Below are 22,253 nucleotides of genomic sequence, written 5' to 3'. Positions count from 1 at the left end.
GGACCGGCTACAACGGTGCTGATTGCTCTGCCGGTTTAGCCTTGTTCACACCCGGTACATGCAGGTCGCCCTCGGCCACCTGGCCTTCGAGCTGAGGCTGGGTAACCCAGGTGAGAATGTCGTAGTAGCGGCGGATGTTGGCGACGAAGTGCACCGGTTCGCCGCCCCGCGCATAGCCGTACTTGGTCTGGCGGTACCATTGCTTCTGCGCCAGGCGCGGTAGCATCTTCTTCACATCCAGCCACTTGTTGGGGTTGAGCTTTTCGCGCTTGGCCAGGGTGCGCGCATCTTCCAGGTGGCCGCTGCCGACGTTGTAGGCGGCCAGCGCGAACCAGGTGCGGTCGGGCTCCTGGATGCTGTCGTCCAGCTCGGCCTTGATCTTCATGAAGTACTTGGCGCCACCCTTGATGCTCTGCTTGGGGTCCAGGCGGTTGGAAACCCCCATGGCCTGGGCGGTGCGCTGGGTCAGCATCATCAAGCCACGCACGCCGGTCTTGGAGGTGACCTCCGGCTGCCACATGGATTCCTGGTAGCCGATGGCGGCCAACAGGCGCCAGTCCACCTGCTCGACCTTGGCATAGCTCTTGAAATGCTTTTCGTACTTGGGCAAACGTTGCTGCAGGTGCTGGGCGAAGGTGTAGGCGCCCACATAGCCCAGTACGTCGACATGCCCGTAATAGCGGTCCTTCAGGCGCTGCAGGGTGCCATTCTTCTGGGACTTGTCGAGGAATTCGTTCACCTCGTTCAACAGGCTGTTGTCCTCGCCTGCGGCGACGGCCCAGCGCTGGTCACGAGACTCGCCCAGGTCGAAGGCCACGCGCACATTAGGGAAGTACACCTGGTTCATGGCCAGTTCGTTGGAGTCGACCAGGGTAAGGTCGATCTGCCCTTCGTCGACCATGCGCAGCAGGTCGACCACCTCCACGGCATCGGACTCTTCGTATTGCAGGCCCGGGTACTGTTTTTTCAGCTCGGCCAGCTGATCGGCATGGCTGCTGCCCTTGAGCACCATGATTTTCTTGCCGACCAAGCCTTGGGCGCTGGTCGGGCGCGAGCGGCCATTGCGGTAGATGACCTGAGGCGTCACCTCAAGGTAGGGGTGAGAAAACTTCGCCTGGACCTGGCGCTGTTCGCTGCTGACAAGGCCGGCGGCTGCCAGCACCGGGCCGGACGGCTTGCCAAGGTCGTCGAACAGTTCGTCGAGGTTGTCGGCGGTCTCGATTTCCAGCTTCACGCCCAGGTCATCGGCAAAATGCTTGACCAGTTCGTACTCGAAGCCGGTCTCACCGTTGCGATCCTGGAAATAGGTGGCCGGGCTGTTGCGGGTGATCACGCGCAGCACACCGTCCTCCTTCACGCGCTCGAGGGTACTGGGTTTTTCAACGCAGCCACCAAGCAGCAGAAAGAGTCCGGTTGCGAAAAGCCATCTGGCGCAACGCTGGCGCAAAGCAGTGTGGGTGAACATAGGTTGCAGTATACGCAAAGGACTGGCCGTGCCATATCTCGACAACGGCGAGCTTGTCTGATAGCGCTTACTGGGGTTTGTCACTCGTGCGCACCGTCCAGCGCTGCGTTCATGGTCTGGTACAGGGTGCAGGCCCTGCATCAGAGCGATCGCCCCCCCTTTTGCCAGCCCGGGCAGGCGCTGCCGATGAGCTGCCAACACGGCCCCTGACAAGTGGTAGAACCCCCGCAAATTTTGACCCGCCGGTCCGGTTCCGCCGCCCGGCAGCCATGCGCTACAGCGGGTGCCGCAAGCCAACGAATTAGGCTAGAATGCACGGCCTCCAAGCACACCCCTTCTGAGGCTGTCCCGACGATGTTGATCCTGCGCGGCGCTCCTGCCCTTTCTGCCTTTCGCCACGGTAAGTTACTCGAGCAACTGAGCCAGAAAGTCCCCGCTGTTACTGGTTTGTATGCCGAATTTGCCCACTTCGCCGATACCGACGGCGAGCTGACCGCCGACCAGCAGCAGGTGCTGGGCCGTCTGCTCAAGTACGGCCCGAGCGTACCGGTGCAGGAGCCCGCCGGTCGCCTGTTCCTGGTCGTACCGCGCCTGGGCACCATTTCGCCCTGGGCCAGCAAGGCCAGCGACATCGCCCACAACTGCGGCCTGCAGTCGATCCAGCGCCTGGAGCGCGGCATTGCGTACTACGTTGCCGGTGACCTCAGCGACGCCGAGGCCGAGCAGGTGTCGGCGCAGTTGCACGACCGCATGACCCAGCGCGTGCTGGGCCAGCTTGAGCAGGCCGCCGACATGTTCAGCCACGCCCAGCCAAGGCCCATGACGTCAGTGGACATCCTCGCCGGTGGCCGCGACGCTCTGGCCCAGGCCAACATCGACCTCGGCCTGGCATTGGCCGAGGACGAGGTGGACTACCTGGTCACCGCGTTCCAGGGCCTCAAGCGCAACCCCAACGACATCGAACTGATGATGTTCGCCCAGGCCAACTCCGAGCACTGTCGCCACAAGATCTTCAACGCCAGTTGGGACATCGACGGCCAGGCGCAGGACAAGAGCCTGTTCGGCATGATCAAGAACACCTACCAGATGCACAGCGAAGGTGTGCTGTCGGCGTACAAGGACAACGCTTCGGTCATCGTCGGCAACGTTGCTGGTCGTTTCTACCCGAACCCTGAAACCCGCCAGTATGGTGCGGTGCAGGAGCCGGTACACATTCTGATGAAGGTGGAAACCCACAACCACCCGACCGCCATCGCTCCCTTCTCCGGGGCATCGACCGGTTCTGGCGGCGAAATCCGTGACGAAGGTGCCACCGGCCGTGGCGCCAAGCCCAAGGCCGGCCTCACCGGCTTCACCGTGTCCAACCTGCGCATCCCAGGCTTCGAGCAGCCCTGGGAGCAGGACTACGGCAAGCCTGGCCGCATCGTCGACGCCCTCGACATCATGGTCGAAGGCCCGCTGGGCGGCGCTGCCTTCAACAACGAGTTCGGGCGTCCGGCCCTGACCGGCTACTTCCGTACCTTCGAGCAGTCCATCAACACCCCGCACGGCGAAGAAGTGCGCGGTTACCACAAGCCGATCATGCTGGCCGGCGGCATGGGCAACATCCGCGAAGATCACGTGCAGAAGGGCGAGATCACCGTCGGTGCCAAGCTGATCGTGTTGGGCGGTCCGGCCATGCTGATCGGCCTGGGTGGCGGCGCCGCTTCGTCGGTGGCCACCGGCGCCAGCTCGGCCGACCTCGACTTCGCCTCGGTGCAGCGCGAAAACCCCGAGATGGAGCGCCGTTGCCAGGAGGTCATCGACCGTTGCTGGCAGTTGGGTGAACACAACCCCATCGCCTTCATCCACGACGTGGGGGCGGGCGGTATCTCCAATGCGTTCCCTGAACTGGTGAACGACGGCGGTCGCGGTGGCCGCTTCGAGCTGCGCAACGTGCCCAATGACGAGCCGGGCATGGCCCCGCACGAAATCTGGAGCAACGAATCCCAGGAACGCTATGTACTGGCAGTCAGCGCCGAGGACTTCGAGCGCTTCCAGGCCATCTGCGAGCGCGAGCGCTGCCCGTTCGCAGTCGTCGGCGAGGCGACTGCCGAGCCGCACCTGACTGTGACCGACAGCCACTTTGGCAACACGCCGGTCGACATGCCGCTGGACGTGCTGCTCGGCAAACCGCCGCGCATGCACCGCTCGGTCAGCCGCGAAGCCGAGTTGGGCGACGACTTCGATCCGAGCACCCTGGACCTGGACAGCGCTGCGCAGCGCGTGCTGAACCACCCGGCCGTTGCCAGCAAGAGCTTCCTGATCACCATTGGCGACCGCACCATCACCGGCCTTGTGGCGCGCGACCAGATGGTCGGCCCCTGGCAGGTGCCGGTGGCTGACTGTGCCGTCACCGCCACCAGCTTCGACGTGTACACCGGTGAAGCCATGGCCATGGGCGAGCGTACCCCGCTGGCCCTGCTCGATGCCCCGGCTTCCGGGCGCATGGCCATCGGCGAGGTCCTGACCAACATGGCCGGCGCGCGCATCGACAAACTGTCCGACATCAAGCTGTCGGCCAACTGGATGTCGGCAGCCGGCCACCCGGGCGAAGACGCCCGCTTGTACGACACCGTCAAGGCTGTGGGCATGGAGCTGTGCCCAGAGCTGGGCCTGACGATTCCGGTCGGCAAAGACTCCATGTCGATGAAAACCAAGTGGAGCGAGGACGGCGTGGACAAGAGCGTGACCTCGCCGATGTCGCTGATCGTCAGCGGCTTTGCGCCGGTTACCGACATCCGCGGCACCCTGACCCCGCAATTGCGCATGGACAAGGGCGAGACGGACCTGATCCTGATCGACCTGGGCCGTGGCAAGAACCGCATGGGCGCGTCGATCCTGGCGCAGACCTACGGCAAGCTCGGTGCCCAGGCGCCGGATGTGGACGATGCCGAAGACCTCAAGGCGTTCTTCGCCGTCATCCAAGGCCTGAATGCCGACGGCCACCTGCTGGCCTACCATGACCGCTCCGACGGCGGCCTCTTCGCCACCGTGCTGGAAATGGCCTTCGCGGGTCACTGCGGTCTGGACTTGCACCTCGATCCGCTGACCGACAGCAAGGCCGACATCCCGGCCATCCTGTTCAACGAAGAGCTGGGCGCGGTCATTCAGGTGCGTCAGGACGCTACCCCGGACGTACTGGTCCAGTTCAGCGCCGCTGGCTTGGGTGAGCAGTGCGTGGCGGTGATCGGCAAGCCGGTCAACAACGCCGAAGTCTCCATCAGTCTGAACGGCGAAGTGCTGTTCGATGATGATCGCCGCATGCTTCAGCGCCAGTGGGCTGAGACCAGCTACCAGATCCAGCGTCTGCGCGACAACGCCGATTGCGCCGATCAGGAATTCGACCTGCTGCTCGAAGAAGACAACCCAGGGCTGTCGGTCAAGTTGGGCTTTGATGTCAACGACGACATCGCCGCGCCCTACATCAAGAAAGGCGTGCGCCCGCAAGTGGCCATCCTGCGTGAGCAGGGCGTCAACGGCCAGGTCGAAATGGCGGCTGCCTTCGACCGTGCCGGTTTCGCGGCCATCGACGTGCACATGAGCGACATCCTTGCTGGTCGCGTGGACTTCGAGGCCTTCAAGGGCCTGGTCGCCTGTGGCGGCTTCTCCTACGGCGACGTGTTGGGTGCAGGCGAGGGCTGGGCCAAGTCGGCCCTGTTCAACAGCCGTGCGCGTGATGCCTTCCAGGCGTTCTTCGAGCGTAACGACAGCTTCGCCCTGGGGGTGTGCAACGGTTGCCAGATGATGTCCAACCTGCACGAGCTGATTCCGGGCACCGAGTACTGGCCGCACTTCGTGCGTAACCGCTCCGAGCAGTTCGAGGCGCGGGTGGCCATGGTCGAGGTACAGAAGTCCAACTCGATCTTCCTGCAGGGCATGGCCGGCTCGCGCATGCCGATCGCCATCGCCCACGGCGAGGGCCATGCCGAGTTCGCCAGTGAAGAGGCCTTGCTGGAGGCCGATGTGTCCGGTTGCGTGGCGCTGCGTTACGTGGACAACCACGGCAAGGTCACCGAGGCCTACCCGGCCAACCCCAACGGCTCGCCACGCGGTATCACGGGGCTCACCAGCCGCGACGGCCGCGTGACCATCATGATGCCGCACCCGGAGCGTGTGTTCCGTGCCGTGCAGAACTCGTGGCGCCCGGATGAGTGGCAGGAAGATGCGGCGCTGATGCGTATGTTCCGCAATGCGCGGGTGTGGGTGAACTAAGGCGTGTACAAGCTCGCCTTCTTCGTCCCTGCCAGCCATGTGGAGGTGGTCAAGGCTGCTGTGTTCGCCGCAGGTGGTGGGCACATGGGTGATTATGACCACTGTGCTTGGCAGACCTTGGGCCAGGGCCAGTTTCGTCCATTGGACGGCAGTTCGCCGTTTCTTGGGCGGGCGGGTCAGGTCGAGGTGGTGGAGGAGTGGAGGGTAGAGCTTGTGGTGGGCGATGACCTGATTCGTCAGGTTGTTGCTGCGCTCAAGCAGAGTCATCCGTATGAGACGCCGGCCTATGAGGTTTATCGGTTGGTGGACTTTTAATGCTCGTCGTGGTGGGTGAGGGGTGAGTTAGCCTCTTACAGGTTGGGTCGGGAGTTTTGATGGGTTTCGATATCCTGCCTGATGATGTGGAAGTTCTAAGTTCTAAGTTCTAAGTTCTAAGTTCGGAGTTGTATGCTTAGAACTTGAATGCTTAGGTGTGGGTGTTGATAAAGTGTTTAGTCCATTTGCGATGGCGACGCTTAATCACCTTTTCGCCCTTACGGCGAGTCACTTTTTGTCAAACGCGACAAAAAGTAACCAAAAAACGCTGCGCTCCATTCATACGGCCCCTACGCTGCGCTTCGGGGTTCCCTCACTCCGGTCTTGCTCCCGGGAGGACCGCGCTGTAGGCCCCATCCTGGGGCCCAGCGCTTGACAGGCATCCATGCCTGTCACCTCCCTCCGCAAGCCCTGCGCTCGGCCTTCTGAAGTCGCGAAGATCAAAAGCAAGATCAAGATCAAGATCGAGCGCCGCACATAGTTATACATGTCCTGTAGGAGCGGCCTTGCGCCGCGATGGACCGCTCTCACATGGATATCGAGTAATATTTAAATGATGCACGCGCATTAAATAACTACATTAAGTTTACAGCCTGCTGTTGCTGTTGCTTCTAAGCGCACGGTAGTTCAGGCGCCGCAGATCGCGACTTCAGGAGGCCGAGCGCAGGGCTTGCGGAGGGAGGTGACGGGCATGGATGCCCGTCAAGCGCTGGGCCCCAGGATGGGGCCTGCAGCGCGGTCCTCCCGGGAGCAAGCCCGGAGCGAGGGAACCCCGGAGCGTAGCGTAGGGGCCGGATGATAGGAGCAGGCGGTTTTTGCTTACTTTTTGACAAGACAAAAAGTGAGCCGCCGTAAGGGCGGAAAGGTGACTGTGCGCCACCCCCGCCACTGAATATCTAATCGATACAAGCGCCCCCGCCAAAATTCCTATCTCACATAAAACATGAAACATAAAACATAAAACATAAAACATAAAACATGGACTATAGAATCTGGAGCTTGAAACTTAAGATTGAATAACCTACGTAGTCCCCCAGAACCCAATCAAACCGTCCCAATCTCCCCCCCCATCCTCCCGCTGAATCACCACCGTGGAAGACCGCGGCCTAACCCGCTTCCCCCCAACAGCCCCCTCGGTAGCATCCTCCGAAACTGGCCAATTCCCCGGATGCTGAATATTGACAAACAACGTCCTGTTATCCGGCGTAAACGCAATCCCTGTCACCTCACACCCGTTGGGCCCCACGAAAAACCGCCGCAACCCCCCTTGGTTCTGCCCATTGACCGGCACCTGCCGCCCAGCCGCATCCACCAGCAGACCTGGAATCACCGCCAACAGCTGGTCGTTGGTGTAGTCACTGACCGTCGACTCACTGTTGTCCGTCTCGAACCACAGCACCCCGCGACTATCGAATCGCATCCCGTCAGGGCTGGCGAACTGGTTGAGTTCCGTCAGTCCAGAACGGTTGATCTCGGCCCCACCGCCCGCATTGGCGCCAAACACGAAGATGTCCCAGGTCAAGCGCAGGTGATCGTCGCTGTCATGCCAGCGAATGATATGGCCATGACGGTTGGGCCCGCGTGGATTGACCGCATCGACCTTGTCCGGCGTGCGCGTACTGTTATTGGTCAGTGTGAGATACACATCGCCGTTGAGCGGATTGACAGTGGTCCACTCCGGCCGATCCATCGGCGTAGCGCCCACGGCGTCGGCAGCGCCACGGGTATTGAGCAAGATGCCCGGCAGGTCACCAAAGCGTGCACCCAGCGTGCCACCCTCGGTGGTAGGGGTAAGCACGTCCAGCGGTAACCATACCCCCGTGCCATCGGCCTCGAAGCGAGCCACGTACAGCGTGCCGTGGTCGAGGTACTTGGCCCCTGTGGTCAGGCGGTTGGCAGCCTGAGCGTCGGCGGGGTCCCACGGTGCCTGCGACACCCACTTGTAAAGGTACTCGTTGTTCGAATCGTCACCCATGTACCAGACCAGAGGCTTGCCAGCGACTGGCACGCCCGGTGCACAGCCTTCGTGACGAAAGCGACCCAGCGCCGTGTGCTTGGTGGCCAGGGTGGTGCGGTCATACGGGTCGATTTCGACGATGTAGCCGTAAGTGCTGGCTTCGTTGCGGTAATCCTCCAGTGCACTGGTACCTTTGGCCGTTACATCGAATCTGGCAAACTCGCCAGCGTCTTCACCGCTATCACCCGCGGCGCTTTCCCACTGGTACTGGCTGCTGGAGGTGGCCACGCCCAAGCGGCGCTGATCCTCCGGGCACGTACCGCGGTTGACGAAAATGCCTGGCCAGTTCTCTTCGCAGGTGAGGTAGGTGCCCCAAGGCGTGTAGCCATTGCCACAGTTGTTGTTGGTGCCACGGCAGTGGGTGCCGGCAGTGGAGTATGGGGTCTTGACATGAGCGGTGCCGCGCAGCGGGCCGCTGATGTGCATGGGCGAGGCGGTGGTGAAACGCCGGTTCAGTGGATCGTTCTCCACCACCTGCCAGTGGCCATGCACGTTGCGCAGGCGTACCACGCCAGCGCCATGTGCGTTGATTTCCTTGCGAACTTCTTCTGCCGGCCGCTTGCCGTTAGCTGCCCTGGTGGGGCCGGCCGGGTGCAAAGCTGCAGGGTCGATGTACTCGAAGTTAATGGCCAACAGGCCATCAACCGAGCTGCCATCGATGGGGAAGAAATGCATGCCGTCATGGTGCATGCCCATGGCGTTGGCCTGGTCGACAGCGGTATTGCTGCCGTCAGGCTTCCAGGGCGCGGCTTTCCGGTTGAGTGGTGTTCCCCAGGGGGCCAGGACGCGTGCACGATAGCCCTTGGCAATGGTGCACGCATCGGTGCGTGACCCGGGGATCGAGTCGAAGCCCAGCGTCAGCCCTGACCTGGCAGCGTTACCGCTGGCCGACACACCAGGGCCGGCAGGCCTGCGAATCTCAGCCCCATTGACACAACCGCCCAAGCCGGTGCCGGCGATCAAGGTGACGGCGGCGGCCAGACCGCCGCGCATCACACTGCGTCGGCTCAGGTAAATGTCCATGACAGTGGCCATGGCCGTGTTGGTGCCGGGGTTGCGGTCCAGGTTGTCACCGGTATCACGACTCATCACATGTCCTTGGGTTGCAGAATTGATCCAGACCGCACTCTAGTGGGCAATTGTGATATTTCGTTTGCAGAACCATGAACGGACGTTACAACCCTGTGGTGTATCTGGCAGGAGCCTCGGAGAAGGGCGCCCTCGCAAGGTTGCTAAGTGGCGCCTGGCGCCCAGGCTCGATGCCCACTGCTCAGAGCGGTTATGCCTACTGGTGCGGATCAGCCCAGGATCCACCGCGTTTCAGCCCTGGGCAGCCTTCGGTGGTGACCTAGAGCAGCGCGTTGATCTGGGCAACGCCCATGCACGGCATGCGATGCGGTACGGGCTTCGTACCCGATTGCGTGGATGCTTTAAGCCGCTGCATTCACTTGGATGCCGTCCCGTGCCTAAGACACTGTCAGGCAGGTTCCAGCAAATAGGTGGGGTCTTTCCTGCAAAAACAGATGAATTGCGCTAAATCAGGGCCGAATCTCGATCATCGTGCCATCGCGCACCAGGCTCCAGACTTCTTGCATGTCGCGGTTACGCATGGCGATACAGCCGTCTGTCCAGTCCAGCGTATGGAAATACCACTCGGGGTATTCGTCATTGATCGGCGTGCCGTGGATCATGATCATGCTGCCGGCCTTCACGCCTGCCTGGCTGGCCCGGGCCGCATCGCTGACGTTGGGGTAGTCGATGTGCATGGCCAGGTTGAAGCGCTCGCTCTGCTTGCGCCAGTCCAGCCAGTAGAAGCCTTCCGGGGTTTTCTTGTCGCCTTCGCGCTGCTTGGGGCCCTTCGGTTGCTTGCCCAGGGAAATGCGGTACGTCTTGATTGGCTCGCCGCGGCTGATCAGTTGCAGGCGACGCTCGGACTTGATGACCAGTACCTTGTCGACCTGAGGCTGCACGGCCGGTTGCGCAGGCGAGCCCGTCTGCACCGCCGAGACCGGTTTGCGGATGATGGTTTCGGTGTAGGCCGCCTGGGACATCGAGGCAACGCCAAGGCAGAGGAGGGCAAGCAACCAGCGCATGTAGCAATATCCTGAAGGCTCTGTGCCGGGCTTCGCGAAAGGCCCGCGGCGGTAATCATCACCGTGCGGCATTTCGTAAACCCTAACGGGGTGTGGGCGACACGTTCATCGGCGGCAGGTATTCATGGCCTATGGGGAACTGCTGCTCGATTCGGTCGCGATAGTAGCATTCTAATGTCCGCGCCACGGTCCGGAAAGCCAGGGCATCCCAGGGGATCTCATGCTCCTCGAACAGCCTTACTTCCAGGCTCTCGACCCCGACGGCAAACTCAAGGTCCGCCAGCTCGGCGCGAAAGAAGACATGCACCTGGTTGATGTGCGGCAAATCGAACAGCTGGTACAGCGTCATCGAGCCTACACGCGCGCAGGCTTCTTCGACGGTCTCGCGACGGGCGGCCTGGTCGAGCGTCTCACCGTTTTCCATGAAGCCGGCTGGCAATGTCCAGAAACCACGGCGCGGCTCGATGGCGCGGCGGCACAGCAGCACTCGGCTGCCATGGGTAGGCAGTACACCGGCCACCACGTTGGGGTTCTGGTAGTGGATGGTGTGGCACGCGGGGCAGACGTACCGCAACCGTGTGTCGCCCTGGGGGATCTGCTCGATGACCGGCTGACCGCACGCACTGCAGAAATTCATGGAGGCTTCCTTTTGTCGTGGCCTATCTTGGCGCGGCGGGTCGGTCGCCGCAAGCAGCAGGGGTTGGGTGGCTGACGGCTTTCGTGCATCATGCAGGGCAGGCCTTGGATACGAGTGAGCGCGATGCTGGACGAGCTACTTCGCCGAATGAGCAACCACCAACCTGCAACCCTGGAATCGGATCGGCGGTTCCCGGAAGCGGCGGTACTCTTGCCCATTACCCGCAGCGAAGTACCTGAGCTCGTGCTGACCCTGCGTGCCAAGGGGCTTTCGACCCACGGTGGCGAAGTCGCATTCCCGGGTGGCCGGCGCGATCCCGAAGACCCGGACTTGGTCTTCACCGCCCTGCGCGAGGCTGAAGAAGAAATTGGCCTGCCGCCGGGGTTGGTAGAGGTGCTTGGCCCGCTCAGCCCCCTGATATCTCTGCATGGCCTCAAGGTAACGCCGTACGTCGGCGTCATTCCCGACTTCGTCGAATACCGCCCCAACGATGCCGAGATCGCGGCGGTGTTCACTGTTCCGCTGGAGTTCTTTCGCCAGGACCCACGTGACCATACCCACCGCATCGATTACCAGGGCCGCAGCTGGTATGTGCCCAGTTACCGCTACGGCGAATACAAGATCTGGGGGCTGTCGGCAATCATGATCGTCGAACTGGTCAACCTGTTGTTCGACGCCGGAATCTCCCTGCACCATCCCCCTGTACGTCCTACCGACAAACGAGCAGGGCCCACCCTGCCATCTGCACCCCAGCCTGAGGAGCAACCATGAAATATCGCCTGGGCGACCTGCGGGTCGAGACTCATCCCACCAGCTGGGCTGCGCCCAACGCCACGCTCATCGGCAATGTCCGTCTCCAGGCCCATGCCAGCGTCTGGTTCGGCGCTGTGCTGCGTGGCGACAACGAGCTGATCGACATCGGTGAAGGTAGCAACGTGCAGGACGGCACCGTGATGCATACCGACATGGGCTCGCCCCTGACCCTGGGCAAAGGTGTGACCGTTGGGCATAACGCCATGCTTCATGGCTGCACGGTGGGCGACTACAGCCTGATTGGCATCAACGCCGTCGTGCTCAATGGTGCGCGTATTGGCAAGCACTGCATCATCGGCGCCAATGCCCTGATTGCCGAGGGCAAGGAAATTCCCGATGGCTCTCTGGTCATGGGCTCGCCCGGCAAGGTGGTGCGCGAGCTGACCGAGCAACAGAAACGCATGCTCGAGGCCAGCGCAGCGCACTATGTCCATAACGCCCAGCGCTACGCAAAGGAACTGGTGCCCGACGATGAGTGAGGTGAGCGAGCGCCCCGTAGCGTCCCCCTGCGCCAATATCTGTGCCCTGGATGAGCAGGATATCTGTACCGGCTGCCAGCGCAGCGTTGCAGAGATCGGCCAGTGGGGCCGGATGAGCAACGACGAGCGGCGTGGGGTGCTCAGGCGCTGCCACGAGCGCGCTACCGAAGCCGGGCTGGTGCTCTAGCGGTCCTGCGGTTGCCTCCCAGGGCGGGCGACGGTAATCTGTGCCGCTTGCCCAAAGACTACCCGCCATGCTCTTTCTGATTGCCTATATCAGCAGTGTCGTGCTGATCAACTACGCCTTCTCCAGCGCCCCGCACCTGGACGTCATCTGGTCCGCCTGGGGTGGCCTGGTCTTCATCCTGCGCGACATGGTGCAGACCCGTTTCGGGCATGGGGCACTGGTGGCCATGCTGGCGGCCCTGGTGCTGTCCTACGTCACCTCCGAACCCGCTATCGCCCTGGCCAGCGCCACGGCGTTCTTCGTCTCCGAGCTGATCGACTGGCTGGTCTTCAGCATCACCCGACGCCCGCTGCGCGACCGGCTGTGGTTGAGCTCGGCCTTGAGCATCCCGGTCGATACGTTCATCTTCTTCGGCATGATCGGTGCGCTCACACCCATGGTCATCGGTACCGCCATGGCGTCGAAGTTCGCCGGCGTCACGGCCGTCTGGCTGGCCATGGCATTTCGCGCCCGACGGGCTGCCGTGGCGGGCTGATGGTGTAGAATAGCGGTCCTTTTTCAGCGGGTGGTGCCGAGTCAGGCGCGGCCCCGGATGCCTTCGAGGACCTGAAATGACCCGTATCGGAACCCCCCTGTCGCCGACCGCGACCCGTGTACTGCTCTGTGGCTGTGGCGAGTTGGGTAAGGAAGTGGTGATCGAGCTCCAGCGCCTGGGTGTGGAAGTGATCGCCGTCGACCGTTACGCCGACGCGCCGGCCATGCAGGTGGCCCACCGCAGCCACGTGGTCAACATGCTCGATGGGGTGGCGCTGCGCGCTGTCATCGAGGCCGAGAAGCCGCATTACATCGTGCCGGAAATCGAAGCCATCGCCACCGCCACGCTGGTGGAGCTGGAAAACGAAGGCTTCAACGTGGTGCCCACTGCACGCGCCACGCAACTGACCATGAACCGTGAAGGCATTCGTCGTCTGGCTGCCGAAGAACTGGACCTGCCCACCTCGCCCTACCACTTTGCCGACACCTACGAAGACTATGCGGTGGCTGTCGCCGATGTCGGCTACCCCTGCGTGGTCAAGCCTGTGATGAGCTCGTCCGGCAAGGGGCAGAGCCTTCTGCGCAGCGATGCCGACCTGCAGAGCGCCTGGGCCTACGCACAGGAAGGTGGGCGCGCCGGCAAGGGGCGGGTGATCGTCGAAGGTTTCATCGATTTCGATTACGAGATCACCCTGCTGACCGTGCGTCATGTCGGGGGCACCACCTTCCTCGAACCGGTTGGGCACCGTCAGGAAAAAGGCGACTACCAGGAGTCCTGGCAGCCGCAGGCCATGACCCCCAAGGCGCTGGCCGAGTCGCAGCGGGTTGCCAAGGCGGTCACCGATGCCCTGGGCGGGCGAGGGCTGTTCGGTGTCGAGCTGTTCGTCAAGGGCGATCAGGTCTGGTTCAGCGAGGTGTCGCCACGCCCGCACGACACCGGCCTCGTCACCCTGATCTCCCAGGACCTGTCGCAGTTTGCCCTGCATGCCCGCGCCATTCTCGGGTTGCCGATTCCGGTGGTGCGCCAATTCGGTCCTAGTGCTTCGGCTGTCATCCTGCCGCAGGGGCACTCACAGCAGACCGCCTTCGCCAATCTTGGCGCTGCGCTGAGCGAACCGGATACCGCGATCCGCCTGTTTGGCAAGCCTGAGATCAGCGGCACTCGTCGCATGGGTGTTTGCCTGGCCCGTGACGAATCCATCGAAGCAGCGCGCGCCAAGGCGACCCGTGCGGCCCAGGCCGTGCAAGTAGAGTTCTGATAGGCCGTTGGGGCCGCTCAGGCGGCCCCAACGCTCCTGCTATGAGGCCACCCTGAGCGTCCTAGAGCTCGGTATTGCGCGTCTCCTTCAGGCACAGCACGGCAATCAAGCTGATCACGGCCGCCGCTGAAACATACCCGCCCACCCAACTCAGGCCGCCCATGCTCACCAGCTTCTGAGCGAAGAACGGCGCTGCCGACGCGCCCACGATACCGCCCAGGTTATAGGCTGCCGAAGCGCCGGTATAACGCACATGGGTCGGGAACAGCTCTGGCAGCAAGGCGCCCATCGGCGCGAAGGTCACGCCCATCAGGAACAACTCGATGGCCAGGAACAGCGCCACGCCCGTGGTCGAACCCGAGGTCAGCAGCGGTTCCATGGTAAAGCCCGAAGCCACGGCCAGCAGGCCGCCGACGATCAGCACAGGCTTGCGTCCGTAGCGATCGCTGAGCCAGGCCGACAGCGGCGTCGCCAAGGCCATGAACACCACCGCAAAGCACAACAGCCCCAGGAACGTTTCACGGCTGTAGCCCAGCGTGCTTACGCCGTAGCTCAAGGAAAAGACGGTGGAGATGTAGAACAGTGCGTAGCACACCACCATGGCGGCGGCACCGAGCAAGGTTGGGCGCCAGTGCTTGGCGAACAGGTCCACTACCGGCAGCTTCACGCGCTCCTGGCGGGCCACCGCCTTGGCGAACACCGGGCTTTCCTCGAGCTTCAGGCGCACATATAGCCCCACTAGGACCAGGGCGGCGCTGAGCAGAAACGGTATGCGCCAGCCCCACTCGCGGAACTGTTCGTCGCTAAGCGTCAGTGCCAACGTGAGGAACAGGCCATTGGCTGCCAGAAACCCGATCGAAGGGCCTAGTTGTGGGAACATCCCGAACCACGCCCGTTTACCGTGCGGTGCATTTTCGGTGGCCAGCAGTGCCGCACCGCCCCATTCGCCGCCCAGCCCCAGCCCCTGGCCAAAGCGCAACAGGCAAAGGATGATCGGTGCCCACACACCAATGCTGTCATACCCCGGCAAAACGCCGATGGCGGTGGTGGAAACGCCCATCAACAGCAGTGAGGCAACCAGGGTAGACTTGCGTCCGATACGGTCGCCGAAGTGACCGAACAGTGCTGAGCCCAGTGGCCTGGCCAGAAAGGCGATGCCAAAGGTCAGGAAGGCCGCCAGCATCTGGGCAGTGCCGGACCCGGACGGGAAGAACACCGGCCCGATGACCAATGCGGCTGCCGTGGCGTAGACATAAAAATCGTAGAACTCGATGGCGGTGCCGATGAAGCTGGCAGTGGCAACCCGCGCGGGCGAGTTGACCGGCGCGGCAGGTGCGCCGGCGTAGGTGCTGGTTGTCATTCAAAGGTCCCTGGCAGTCTGGGGCAACGCCATGGTGCTCTGCCAGCCTGCAACGGACACACCGATTGCAGCCGGCTGAACAGCGGTTCGCATGGCGCTGGCGCGATTGTTGTTGTGTTCGCCTGGCTGACGATAGCCCAAGGGGATAGGGGCGGGCGGACACTGCTCAGGATGGTGAAGCAGGGCCGCAGGGCGTTTCAGCGAAGCGGACTGACCGTGGAGCGCCGAGTGCGGGTAGCAGGCGGGACGGCAGGGCTGGGTAAGCGTTGCCCGAGTATAGCTATCGGGTTGCCGTCCATACCAGTACCTTGCTGGCGCAATTGTCTTCGGTTTCAAGGATTTCCAGGCGATAGCGGCCGATTTTCAGGCACACCGCACTCTCCGGGATGCTTTCCAAGGCTTCGGTCACAAGGCCGTTGAGGGTCTTTGGTCCGCCATCGCACGGCAGGTGCCAACCCAAGCTGCGGTTGATCTCCCGCAGCGAGGCCGTGCCGTCGATGACATAGGTACCGTCAGGCTGCTTGTGGACATGGGGATTGCCCAGGCTCTGGTCATCTTCGAACTCGCCGACGATTTCCTCGAGAATGTCTTCCAGGGTGACGATACCCAGTACTTCACCGTACTCATCCACCACCACGCCCAGGCGCCGCTGCTGCTTGTGGAAATTGAGCAACTGCAGGTTCAAGGGTGTGCTTTCGGGCACAAAATAGGGCTCGTAGCACGCCTGGCGCAGTGCTTCGAGGGTCAGCTCGGCCTGCGGCAACAAGTGGCTGATCAGCTTGGTGTTGAGGATGGCTTCAACCTGGTTGATGTCGTTGTGATACACCGGCAAACGGGTGTGACGGCTGACGATCAGTTGCTCGATGATGCGCGCGATCGGCTCGTCGAGGTTGATGCCATCGACCTCGTTGCGCGGCACCAGAATGTCGTTGACGGTGATCTTGTCCAGCGACTGGATGCCGTCGAGCAAGCCTCGCCGTGGTGTTTCCGGGTGCTCGTCGTCCTCGAAGGCGTCGGCTTGCTCGGGGTGCAGGGCGACTGCGGCGGGCTGCTTGCGCAGCGGGCGCAGCAGCAGCTTGGCGCAGCCGTCGAGTACACCGGCCAGCGGTTGCAGCAGTACCAGTAGCGGCTTGAGCAAGGCGCCCAGGCTGACGAAGACGTGCGGGTTGCGTCTGGCCAGGCGACGCGGCAGGTACTCGGCGAACACCAACAGAACGGCAGCGGCAGCAAGGCCTGCCTGCCACAGGCCATTGTCACCGCCTTGGCGCAGCCCGATCAGGCAGGCCAGCGCCAGCATCAGCCATTTGCCCAGGCTGGCGCCCAGGACCAGGGCAGGGCCCGAGAGCTTGGATGGGTTGTCATTCTCGCCGCCCGACACCATCGTGTGCAGGCGTGCGGCCTCGATGGCGGTGAGCAGTGCAGACCACAGCAGGGCGATTGCCGAGGTGCCGAGAAGAGGTGCGTACGGCAGGATGTTCATGTAAGGCCGTCAGATGTGCAGGATGAATTCGCGAACCAGCTTGCTGCCGAAATAGGCCAGCATCAGCAGGCAGAAGCCTGCCAGGGTCCAGCGGATGGCCTTGTGGCCCCGCCAGCCCAGGCGGGTACGCCCCCACAACAATACGCTGAACACGACCCAGGCCACGCAGGCCAGCAACGTCTTGTGCACCAGGTGCTGGGCGAACAGGTTGTCAAGGAACAACCAGCCGGACACCAGCGACAGGGACAGCAGGCACCAGCCTGCCCAGAGAAAGCCGAACAGCAGGCTTTCCATGGTTTGCAGTGGCGGGAAGTTTCGAATCAGGCCTGAGGGGTGCTTGTGCTTGAGTTGATGGTCCTGGACCAGCAACAGCAACGACTGGAACACGGCGATGGTGAACAGCCCGTAGGCCAGAATCGACAAGAGGATATGGGCAAGAATGCCCGGTTCCTCATCGATCAGCGGCACGGTCCCCGGCGGCGCGAATTGGGCCAGCAGCGCAGTGACCGCACCGAGCGGGAACAACAGCACCAGCAGGTTCTCCACCGGGATGCGCAGGCATGCCAGCAAGGTCAGGGCGATGACGGCCACGGCGATCAGGCTGGCGGCACTGAAGAAATCCAGGCTCAGGCCAAGCGGGGTGATCAGCTGGAAGAACAGCGCACCGCCCTGGGCGATCACGGCAATGGTGCCCAACAGACCGGGTAGCCGTTTGTCGATCTTGCGGCCCTTGGCCAGGGATGAGCCCTGGTAGATGGCCGCGACGATGTAGAGCGCAGCGGCAATCAGGTTGGGGATGAGGCTGGGAGAGGAGACCATAAGTCCTGGTGGGCGAGCCTTAAAGAGACGGAGTTTGGCATAAACCGCGCCGCTCTAGGAAGACTGACGGGCGCGCAAGGCGGAGGCGGCGCAGGCACGGGGCAAACCCACGTCGCGACTGGCGAGTGCCACTGAAGGTGTGCGCGGTCGCTTCACTTCGCTATAATCGCCGCCTTGCTGTGCCTGGCGGGTGTGCATTTCCCCGCGGGCGCCTGACAACCTCGGCTTTTACTGGGCCAGAAAGGATCATCATGTTCGAAAACCTGACCGACCGCCTGTCACAGACGCTGCGCCATGTCACCGGCAAGGCCAAGCTGACCGAAGACAACATCAAGGACACGCTGCGCGAAGTGCGCATGGCCCTGCTCGAGGCCGACGTTGCCCTGCCGGTGGTGAAGGATTTCGTCAACAGCGTGAAGGAGCGTGCCGTCGGCACAGAAGTATCGCGCAGCCTCACCCCAGGCCAGGCATTCGTCAAGATCGTCCAGGCCGAACTCGAAAGCCTGATGGGGGCGGCCAACGAGGACCTGGCGCTCAATGCCGCCCCGCCTGCCGTGGTGCTGATGGCCGGCCTGCAAGGTGCGGGCAAGACCACCACCGCCGGCAAGCTGGCGCGCTTCCTTAAAGAGCGCAAGAAAAAGAGCGTGATGGTGGTGTCTGCCGACGTCTATCGTCCCGCGGCTATCAAGCAGCTCGAGACCCTGGCCAACGACATCGGCGTCACCTTCTTCCCGTCCGACATCAGCCAGAAGCCGGTCGCCATCGCCGAAGCCGCCATTCGCGAAGCCAAGCTCAAGTTCATCGATGTGGTCATCGTCGATACCGCAGGCCGTCTGCACATCGACGCCGACATGATGGACGAGATCAAGGCCCTGCACGCCGCGGTCAAGCCCATCGAAACGTTGTTCGTGGTCGATGCCATGACCGGCCAGGACGCCGCCAACACCGCCAAGGCGTTCGGGGAAGCCTTGCCGTTGACCGGCGTGGTGCTGACCAAGGTCGATGGTGATGCGCGTGGTGGTGCGGCGCTGTCGGTGCGCGCCATCACCGGCAAGCCGATCAAGTTCATCGGCATGGGCGAGAAGAGCGAAGCGCTCGAGCCGTTCCACCCCGACCGGGTGGCCTCGCGCATCCTGGGCATGGGCGACGTGCTCAGCCTGATCGAGCAGGCCGAGCAGACCATCGACAAGGCCAAGGCCGACAAGCTGGCCAAGAAACTGAAGAAGGGCAAGGGCTTCGACCTTGAAGACTTCCGTGACCAGCTTCAGCAGATGAAGAACATGGGCGGCCTGGGCGGGCTGATGGACAAGCTGCCGAGCATCGGCGGCGTCAACCTGTCGCAGATGGGCAATGCCCAGGGCGCTGCCGAGAAGCAGTTCAAGCAGATGGAGGCGATCATCAACTCCATGACGCCGGCCGAGCGCCGCGATCCCGACCTGATCAGCGGCTCGCGCAAGCGCCGCATTGCCCTAGGCTCCGGTACCCAGGTGCAGGACATCGGCCGGCTGATCAAGCAGCACAAGCAGATGCAGAAGATGATGAAGAAGTTCTCCAGCAAAGGCGGCATGGCCAAGATGATGCGAGGGCTCGGCGGCATGCTGCCGGGCGGCGGCATGCCCAAGCTGTGAAGTTTTCGGGGCAGGCCGTCTTCGTGCCGGCCCCTCACCCCGCGCAAGCGGGACAACGGTCGCGATTTTCGCGGCTTACGCAGCAAGTCTGGACGGTCGGGCAAGCTTCGACCGAAAAAGTCATTTGCAAATGTCCGTGTATTCCTTGAGAATATGCGGCCTTTTGGGCACCCGTGTGCCTATTTGGCATTCAGATTTGCAGTACCAACTGCAGCACCGACTATAGGAACGATGTTCACATGGTAACCATTCGTCTGGCCCGTGGCGGCTCGAAAAAGCGCCCTTTCTACCACCTGACCGTGACCAACTCGCGTAACGCCCGTGACGGCCGTTTCGTTGAGCGCGTAGGTTTCTTCAACCCGATCGCTGCTGGCGCCGAAGTCAAGCTGTCGGTCAACCAAGAGCGCGTCACCTACTGGCTGAGCCAGGGCGCACAGCCGTCTGAGCGTGTTGCTCAGCTGCTGAAGGACGCTGCCAAGGCTGCCGCCTGAGCAATATGAACGCGACGCCAGAAAAGGCTGACGACCTCATCGTCGTTGGCAAGATTTTTTCGGTTCACGGCGTTCGCGGCGAGGTGAAGGTGTATTCCTTTACCGATCCGATTGAAAACCTGTTGGATTATCCAAGCTGGACGCTTCGGCACGAAGGCAAGGTAAAGCAGGTCGAGCTGGTCAGCGGTCGTGGCTCCCAAAAGGGCCTGGTCGTGAAACTGAAAGGTCTCGAGGATCGTGACGAAGCCCGTCTTCTGAGCGGTTACGAAATCTGCATTGCGCGGAGCCTTTTGCCCAACCTGGCCGCCGATGAGTACTACTGGTACCAGTTGGTAGGTCTGAAGGTCATCAACCAGGACGAACACCTGTTCGGCAAGGTCGATCATCTGTTGGAGACCGGTGCGAACGATGTAATGGTGGTCAAGCCGTGTGCAGGCAGCCTGGATGATCGCGAGCGTTTGTTGCCCTATACGGCGCAATGCGTGCTCGATATCGACCTGGATGCAGGCGTGATGCGGGTTGAGTGGGACGCGGACTTCTAATCGATGGGTAACCTTCGCGTAGACGTCATCACGTTGTTCCCCGAGATGTTTTCGGCCATCACGGAGTACGGCATTACCAGCCGCGCGGTGAAACAGGGGTTGCTTCAGGTAACGTGCTGGAACCCGCGGGACTACACCACAGATCGTCACCATACGGTAGATGATCGGCCGTTTGGCGGTGGTCCTGGCATGGTGATGAAAATCAAGCCTCTGGAAGATGCCCTGGTCAACGCCAGGCAGGCAACCGGAGCTGCGGCGAAGGTGATCTACCTCTCGCCACAAGGCCGCAAGCTGACTCAGCAGGCGGTCAAAGGCCTGGCCGAACAGGAATCATTGATCCTGATCGCCGGTCGTTATGAAGGCATCGACGAGCGTTTCATTGAAGCTCATGTCGATGAGGAGTGGTCGATTGGCGACTATGTGCTTTCCGGTGGCGAGCTGCCGGCCATGGTACTGATCGATGCGGTTACACGGCTGCTGCCCGGAGCTTTAGGGCATGTGGACTCGGCGGAGGAAGACTCTTTCACCGATGGTCTGCTTGATTGCCCGCACTACACCCGACCTGAGGTGTATGCGGATCAGCGTGTTCCCGACGTGTTGCTTAGTGGCAACCATGCACACATCCGGCGTTGGAGAATGAAGCAGTCCCTTGGTAGGACCTTCGAACGACGCGCCGATCTTCTGGAAAGTCGCTCGCTTTCTGGAGAAGAGAAGAAGCTGCTCGAGGAATACCTCCACGAGCGGGACGATAGTTAAACGTATCGATGGTGGATCACGATCCATCTTAGGAGCACAGCATGACCAACAAGATCATCCAGCAGCTCGAAGCCGAGCAGATGAGCAAGGAAATCCCGACCTTCGCACCCGGCGACACCGTTGTCGTTCAAGTTAAAGTGAAGGAAGGTGAGCGTTCCCGTCTGCAGGCGTTCGAAGGCGTCGTTATCGCCAAGCGCAACCGTGGTCTGAACAGCGCCTTCACCGTGCGCAAGATCTCCAGCGGCGTTGGTGTAGAGCGTACCTTCCAGACCTTCAGCCCACAGATCGACAGCCTGGCCGTGAAACGTCGTGGTGACGTGCGTAAAGCCAAGCTGTACTACCTGCGCGATCTGTCCGGCAAAGCCGCTCGCATCAAGGAAAAACTGTCCTGAGTACAGTTTGCCCGGCGGCCCAGGTCGCCTAGCGAGAAAGAAGCAGCCTTCGGGCTGCTTTTTTGCGTTTTGAACTTCGTACAGGTGACAGCCATGACCACCCGAGACCAGGAAATTCAGCGCCGCACCGAGCTTTCGGTCACCCGCGTGACCAAGGCGGTGTTCCCCAACACCACCAACCATCACAACACCTTGTTCGGTGGCACGGCCCTGGCGTGGATGGACGAAGTGTCCTTCATCGCGGCCACGCGTTTCTGCCGCTTGCCGTTGGTGACTGTTTCCACCGATCGCATCGACTTCAAGCACCCGATCCCGGCGGGCTCAATCGTCGAGCTGGTGGGTACGGTGATCAAGGTAGGCAATACCAGCTTGCAGGTGCAGGTGGATGTCTTCGTCGAAAACATGTACCTCGATGGCCGGGAGCGGGCGATTCACGGCGTCTTCAGTTTCGTTGCCATCGACGAAGACAAACGTCCGGTACCGGTGCTGCAGGAAATATCAAAACCCGCATAGGCAAGGCGTCGCCGGAGCGCCGCTCCCGCACGAAATTCGACAGGCTTCTTGCCAGTGCCAGTGCCAGTGCCAGTGCCAGTGCCAGTGCCGTTGCTTTAGCTTTTGCTTCTAAGCGCGCGGTAGCCCAGGCGCCGCAGATCGCGACTTCAGGAGGCCGAGCGCAGGGCTTGCGGAGGGAGGTGACAGGCATGGATGCCTGTCAAGCGCTGGGCCCCAGGA

20 protein-coding genes are annotated in these 22,253 nt (G+C 62.1%); 13 read left to right on the top strand and 7 right to left on the bottom strand.

Features of this window, described 5'->3' with window-relative positions:
* Nucleotides 1-7: 7 nt before the first annotated feature.
* Nucleotides 8-1,465, bottom strand: coding sequence for a membrane-bound lytic murein transglycosylase MltF (gene mltF, locus CRP40_RS15975; protein WP_027913810.1), 1,458 nt, complete (start codon nt 1,463-1,465; stop codon nt 8-10).
* A 354-nt stretch (nt 1,466-1,819) separates the two neighbouring features.
* Here mltF and purL point away from each other — a divergent pair, with 354 nt between their 5' ends.
* Nucleotides 1,820-5,719 carry a phosphoribosylformylglycinamidine synthase gene (gene purL / locus CRP40_RS15970; RefSeq protein ID WP_027913811.1) on the top strand — a complete coding sequence of 1,300 codons (3,900 nt, stop codon included), beginning with the start codon at nt 1,820-1,822 and terminating at the stop codon, nt 5,717-5,719.
* A gap of 3 nt (nt 5,720-5,722) precedes the next feature.
* Nucleotides 5,723-6,034: an NGG1p interacting factor 3 protein, NIF3 gene (locus CRP40_RS15965; RefSeq protein ID WP_027913812.1), complete on the top strand. Its 312-nt coding sequence runs from the start codon at nt 5,723-5,725 to the stop codon at nt 6,032-6,034.
* A 1,021-nt stretch (nt 6,035-7,055) separates the two neighbouring features.
* On the opposite strand, the gene CRP40_RS15960 is transcribed toward CRP40_RS15965, so the two are convergent.
* The 3 genes from CRP40_RS15960 to CRP40_RS15950 all read right to left on the bottom strand — a co-directional run bounded on the left by CRP40_RS15960 (nt 7,056) and on the right by CRP40_RS15950 (nt 10,781).
* A complete protein-coding gene (locus tag CRP40_RS15960) occupies nt 7,056-9,140 on the bottom strand; it encodes a PhoX family phosphatase (protein WP_050587299.1) in 2,085 nt (694 codons plus the stop codon).
* 449 nt (nt 9,141-9,589) lie between these two features.
* The gene (locus tag CRP40_RS15955) at nt 9,590-10,144 is read right to left on the bottom strand and encodes a L,D-transpeptidase family protein (RefSeq protein ID WP_023533642.1); all 555 of its coding nucleotides are present in this window, start codon (nt 10,142-10,144) and stop codon (nt 9,590-9,592) included.
* An 82-nt stretch (nt 10,145-10,226) separates the two neighbouring features.
* The gene (locus CRP40_RS15950; RefSeq protein WP_027913813.1) at nt 10,227-10,781 is read right to left on the bottom strand and encodes an NUDIX hydrolase; all 555 of its coding nucleotides are present in this window, start codon (nt 10,779-10,781) and stop codon (nt 10,227-10,229) included.
* Nucleotides 10,782-10,895: 114 nt separating this feature from the next.
* On the opposite strand from CRP40_RS15950, the gene CRP40_RS15945 reads away from it, so the two are divergent.
* From CRP40_RS15945 to purT, 5 genes are all read left to right on the top strand, one after another.
* Nucleotides 10,896-11,552, top strand: a complete 657-nt coding sequence (locus tag CRP40_RS15945; protein ID WP_225806658.1) for a CoA pyrophosphatase — start codon at nt 10,896-10,898, stop codon at nt 11,550-11,552.
* Nucleotides 11,549-12,073, top strand: a complete 525-nt coding sequence (locus CRP40_RS15940) for a gamma carbonic anhydrase family protein (protein WP_023533654.1) — start codon at nt 11,549-11,551, stop codon at nt 12,071-12,073. The genes CRP40_RS15945 and CRP40_RS15940 overlap by 4 nt, the downstream gene beginning before the upstream one ends.
* Complete coding sequence (locus CRP40_RS15935; RefSeq protein ID WP_027913814.1) at nt 12,066-12,260, top strand: DUF1289 domain-containing protein; 195 nt, start codon at nt 12,066-12,068, stop codon at nt 12,258-12,260. The genes CRP40_RS15940 and CRP40_RS15935 overlap by 8 nt, the downstream gene beginning before the upstream one ends.
* Before the next feature lie 67 nt (nt 12,261-12,327).
* Nucleotides 12,328-12,795, top strand: a complete 468-nt coding sequence (locus CRP40_RS15930) for a VUT family protein (protein WP_027913815.1) — start codon at nt 12,328-12,330, stop codon at nt 12,793-12,795.
* Between the two features lie 76 nt (nt 12,796-12,871).
* A complete protein-coding gene (gene purT / locus CRP40_RS15925) occupies nt 12,872-14,053 on the top strand; it encodes a formate-dependent phosphoribosylglycinamide formyltransferase (protein WP_027913816.1) in 1,182 nt (393 codons plus the stop codon).
* A 61-nt stretch (nt 14,054-14,114) separates the two neighbouring features.
* Here the strand turns inward: purT and CRP40_RS15920 are convergent, their stop codons facing one another.
* The 3 genes from CRP40_RS15920 to CRP40_RS15910 form a co-directional block, all read right to left on the bottom strand.
* Nucleotides 14,115-15,413 (bottom strand): MFS transporter, encoded by a 1,299-nt coding sequence (locus CRP40_RS15920; protein WP_027913817.1) that lies wholly within the window; start codon nt 15,411-15,413, stop codon nt 14,115-14,117.
* Nucleotides 15,414-15,693: 280 nt separating this feature from the next.
* Nucleotides 15,694-16,893: a transporter associated domain-containing protein gene (locus CRP40_RS15915; RefSeq protein WP_027913818.1), complete on the bottom strand. Its 1,200-nt coding sequence runs from the start codon at nt 16,891-16,893 to the stop codon at nt 15,694-15,696.
* Between the two features lie 9 nt (nt 16,894-16,902).
* A complete protein-coding gene (locus CRP40_RS15910) occupies nt 16,903-17,712 on the bottom strand; it encodes an inner membrane protein YpjD (RefSeq protein ID WP_027913819.1) in 810 nt (269 codons plus the stop codon).
* A gap of 251 nt (nt 17,713-17,963) precedes the next feature.
* On the opposite strand from CRP40_RS15910, the gene ffh reads away from it, so the two are divergent.
* The 6 genes from ffh to CRP40_RS15880 all read left to right on the top strand — a co-directional run bounded on the left by ffh (nt 17,964) and on the right by CRP40_RS15880 (nt 22,034).
* Nucleotides 17,964-19,340, top strand: a complete 1,377-nt coding sequence (ffh, locus tag CRP40_RS15905) for a signal recognition particle protein (protein ID WP_023533651.1) — start codon at nt 17,964-17,966, stop codon at nt 19,338-19,340.
* 239 nt (nt 19,341-19,579) lie between these two features.
* Nucleotides 19,580-19,831, top strand: coding sequence for a 30S ribosomal protein S16 (gene rpsP / locus CRP40_RS15900; RefSeq protein WP_023533649.1), 252 nt, complete (start codon nt 19,580-19,582; stop codon nt 19,829-19,831).
* A gap of 5 nt (nt 19,832-19,836) precedes the next feature.
* Complete coding sequence (rimM, locus tag CRP40_RS15895) at nt 19,837-20,373, top strand: ribosome maturation factor RimM (RefSeq protein ID WP_027913820.1); 537 nt, start codon at nt 19,837-19,839, stop codon at nt 20,371-20,373.
* A 3-nt stretch (nt 20,374-20,376) separates the two neighbouring features.
* Nucleotides 20,377-21,129, top strand: coding sequence for a tRNA (guanosine(37)-N1)-methyltransferase TrmD (trmD, locus tag CRP40_RS15890; protein ID WP_023533658.1), 753 nt, complete (start codon nt 20,377-20,379; stop codon nt 21,127-21,129).
* A 41-nt stretch (nt 21,130-21,170) separates the two neighbouring features.
* The gene (gene rplS, locus CRP40_RS15885; protein ID WP_023533640.1) at nt 21,171-21,521 is read left to right on the top strand and encodes a 50S ribosomal protein L19; all 351 of its coding nucleotides are present in this window, start codon (nt 21,171-21,173) and stop codon (nt 21,519-21,521) included.
* Between the two features lie 93 nt (nt 21,522-21,614).
* The gene (locus CRP40_RS15880; RefSeq protein WP_027913821.1) at nt 21,615-22,034 is read left to right on the top strand and encodes an acyl-CoA thioesterase; all 420 of its coding nucleotides are present in this window, start codon (nt 21,615-21,617) and stop codon (nt 22,032-22,034) included.
* The last annotated feature ends 219 nt before the right edge of the window (nt 22,035-22,253 follow it).

The sequence above is a fragment of the Pseudomonas sp. URMO17WK12:I9 genome (assembly GCF_900230165.1).
Lineage (GTDB): Bacteria > Pseudomonadota > Gammaproteobacteria > Pseudomonadales > Pseudomonadaceae > Aquipseudomonas > Aquipseudomonas fulva.
This window is presented reverse-complemented; position numbering and strand designations above follow the sequence as displayed.

Bases quoted from the DNA above. Each gene is read 5' to 3' on its own strand.
- mltF (WP_027913810.1), bottom strand. From the start codon at position 1,465: ATGTTCACCCACACTGCTTTGCGCCAGCGTTGCGCCAGATGGCTTTTC.
- purL (WP_027913811.1), top strand. From the start codon at position 1,820: ATGTTGATCCTGCGCGGCGCTCCTGCCCTTTCTGCCTTTCGCCACGGT.
- CRP40_RS15960 (WP_050587299.1), bottom strand. From the start codon at position 9,140: ATGAGTCGTGATACCGGTGACAACCTGGACCGCAACCCCGGCACCAAC.
- CRP40_RS15955 (WP_023533642.1), bottom strand. From the start codon at position 10,144: ATGCGCTGGTTGCTTGCCCTCCTCTGCCTTGGCGTTGCCTCGATGTCC.
- CRP40_RS15950 (WP_027913813.1), bottom strand. From the start codon at position 10,781: ATGAATTTCTGCAGTGCGTGCGGTCAGCCGGTCATCGAGCAGATCCCC.
- CRP40_RS15940 (WP_023533654.1), top strand. From the start codon at position 11,549: ATGAAATATCGCCTGGGCGACCTGCGGGTCGAGACTCATCCCACCAGC.
- CRP40_RS15935 (WP_027913814.1), top strand. From the start codon at position 12,066: ATGAGTGAGGTGAGCGAGCGCCCCGTAGCGTCCCCCTGCGCCAATATC.
- CRP40_RS15930 (WP_027913815.1), top strand. From the start codon at position 12,328: ATGCTCTTTCTGATTGCCTATATCAGCAGTGTCGTGCTGATCAACTAC.
- purT (WP_027913816.1), top strand. From the start codon at position 12,872: ATGACCCGTATCGGAACCCCCCTGTCGCCGACCGCGACCCGTGTACTG.
- CRP40_RS15920 (WP_027913817.1), bottom strand. From the start codon at position 15,413: ATGACAACCAGCACCTACGCCGGCGCACCTGCCGCGCCGGTCAACTCG.
- CRP40_RS15915 (WP_027913818.1), bottom strand. From the start codon at position 16,893: ATGAACATCCTGCCGTACGCACCTCTTCTCGGCACCTCGGCAATCGCC.
- CRP40_RS15910 (WP_027913819.1), bottom strand. From the start codon at position 17,712: ATGGTCTCCTCTCCCAGCCTCATCCCCAACCTGATTGCCGCTGCGCTC.
- ffh (WP_023533651.1), top strand. From the start codon at position 17,964: ATGTTCGAAAACCTGACCGACCGCCTGTCACAGACGCTGCGCCATGTC.
- rpsP (WP_023533649.1), top strand. From the start codon at position 19,580: ATGGTAACCATTCGTCTGGCCCGTGGCGGCTCGAAAAAGCGCCCTTTC.
- rimM (WP_027913820.1), top strand. From the start codon at position 19,837: ATGAACGCGACGCCAGAAAAGGCTGACGACCTCATCGTCGTTGGCAAG.
- trmD (WP_023533658.1), top strand. From the start codon at position 20,377: ATGGGTAACCTTCGCGTAGACGTCATCACGTTGTTCCCCGAGATGTTT.
- rplS (WP_023533640.1), top strand. From the start codon at position 21,171: ATGACCAACAAGATCATCCAGCAGCTCGAAGCCGAGCAGATGAGCAAG.
- CRP40_RS15880 (WP_027913821.1), top strand. From the start codon at position 21,615: ATGACCACCCGAGACCAGGAAATTCAGCGCCGCACCGAGCTTTCGGTC.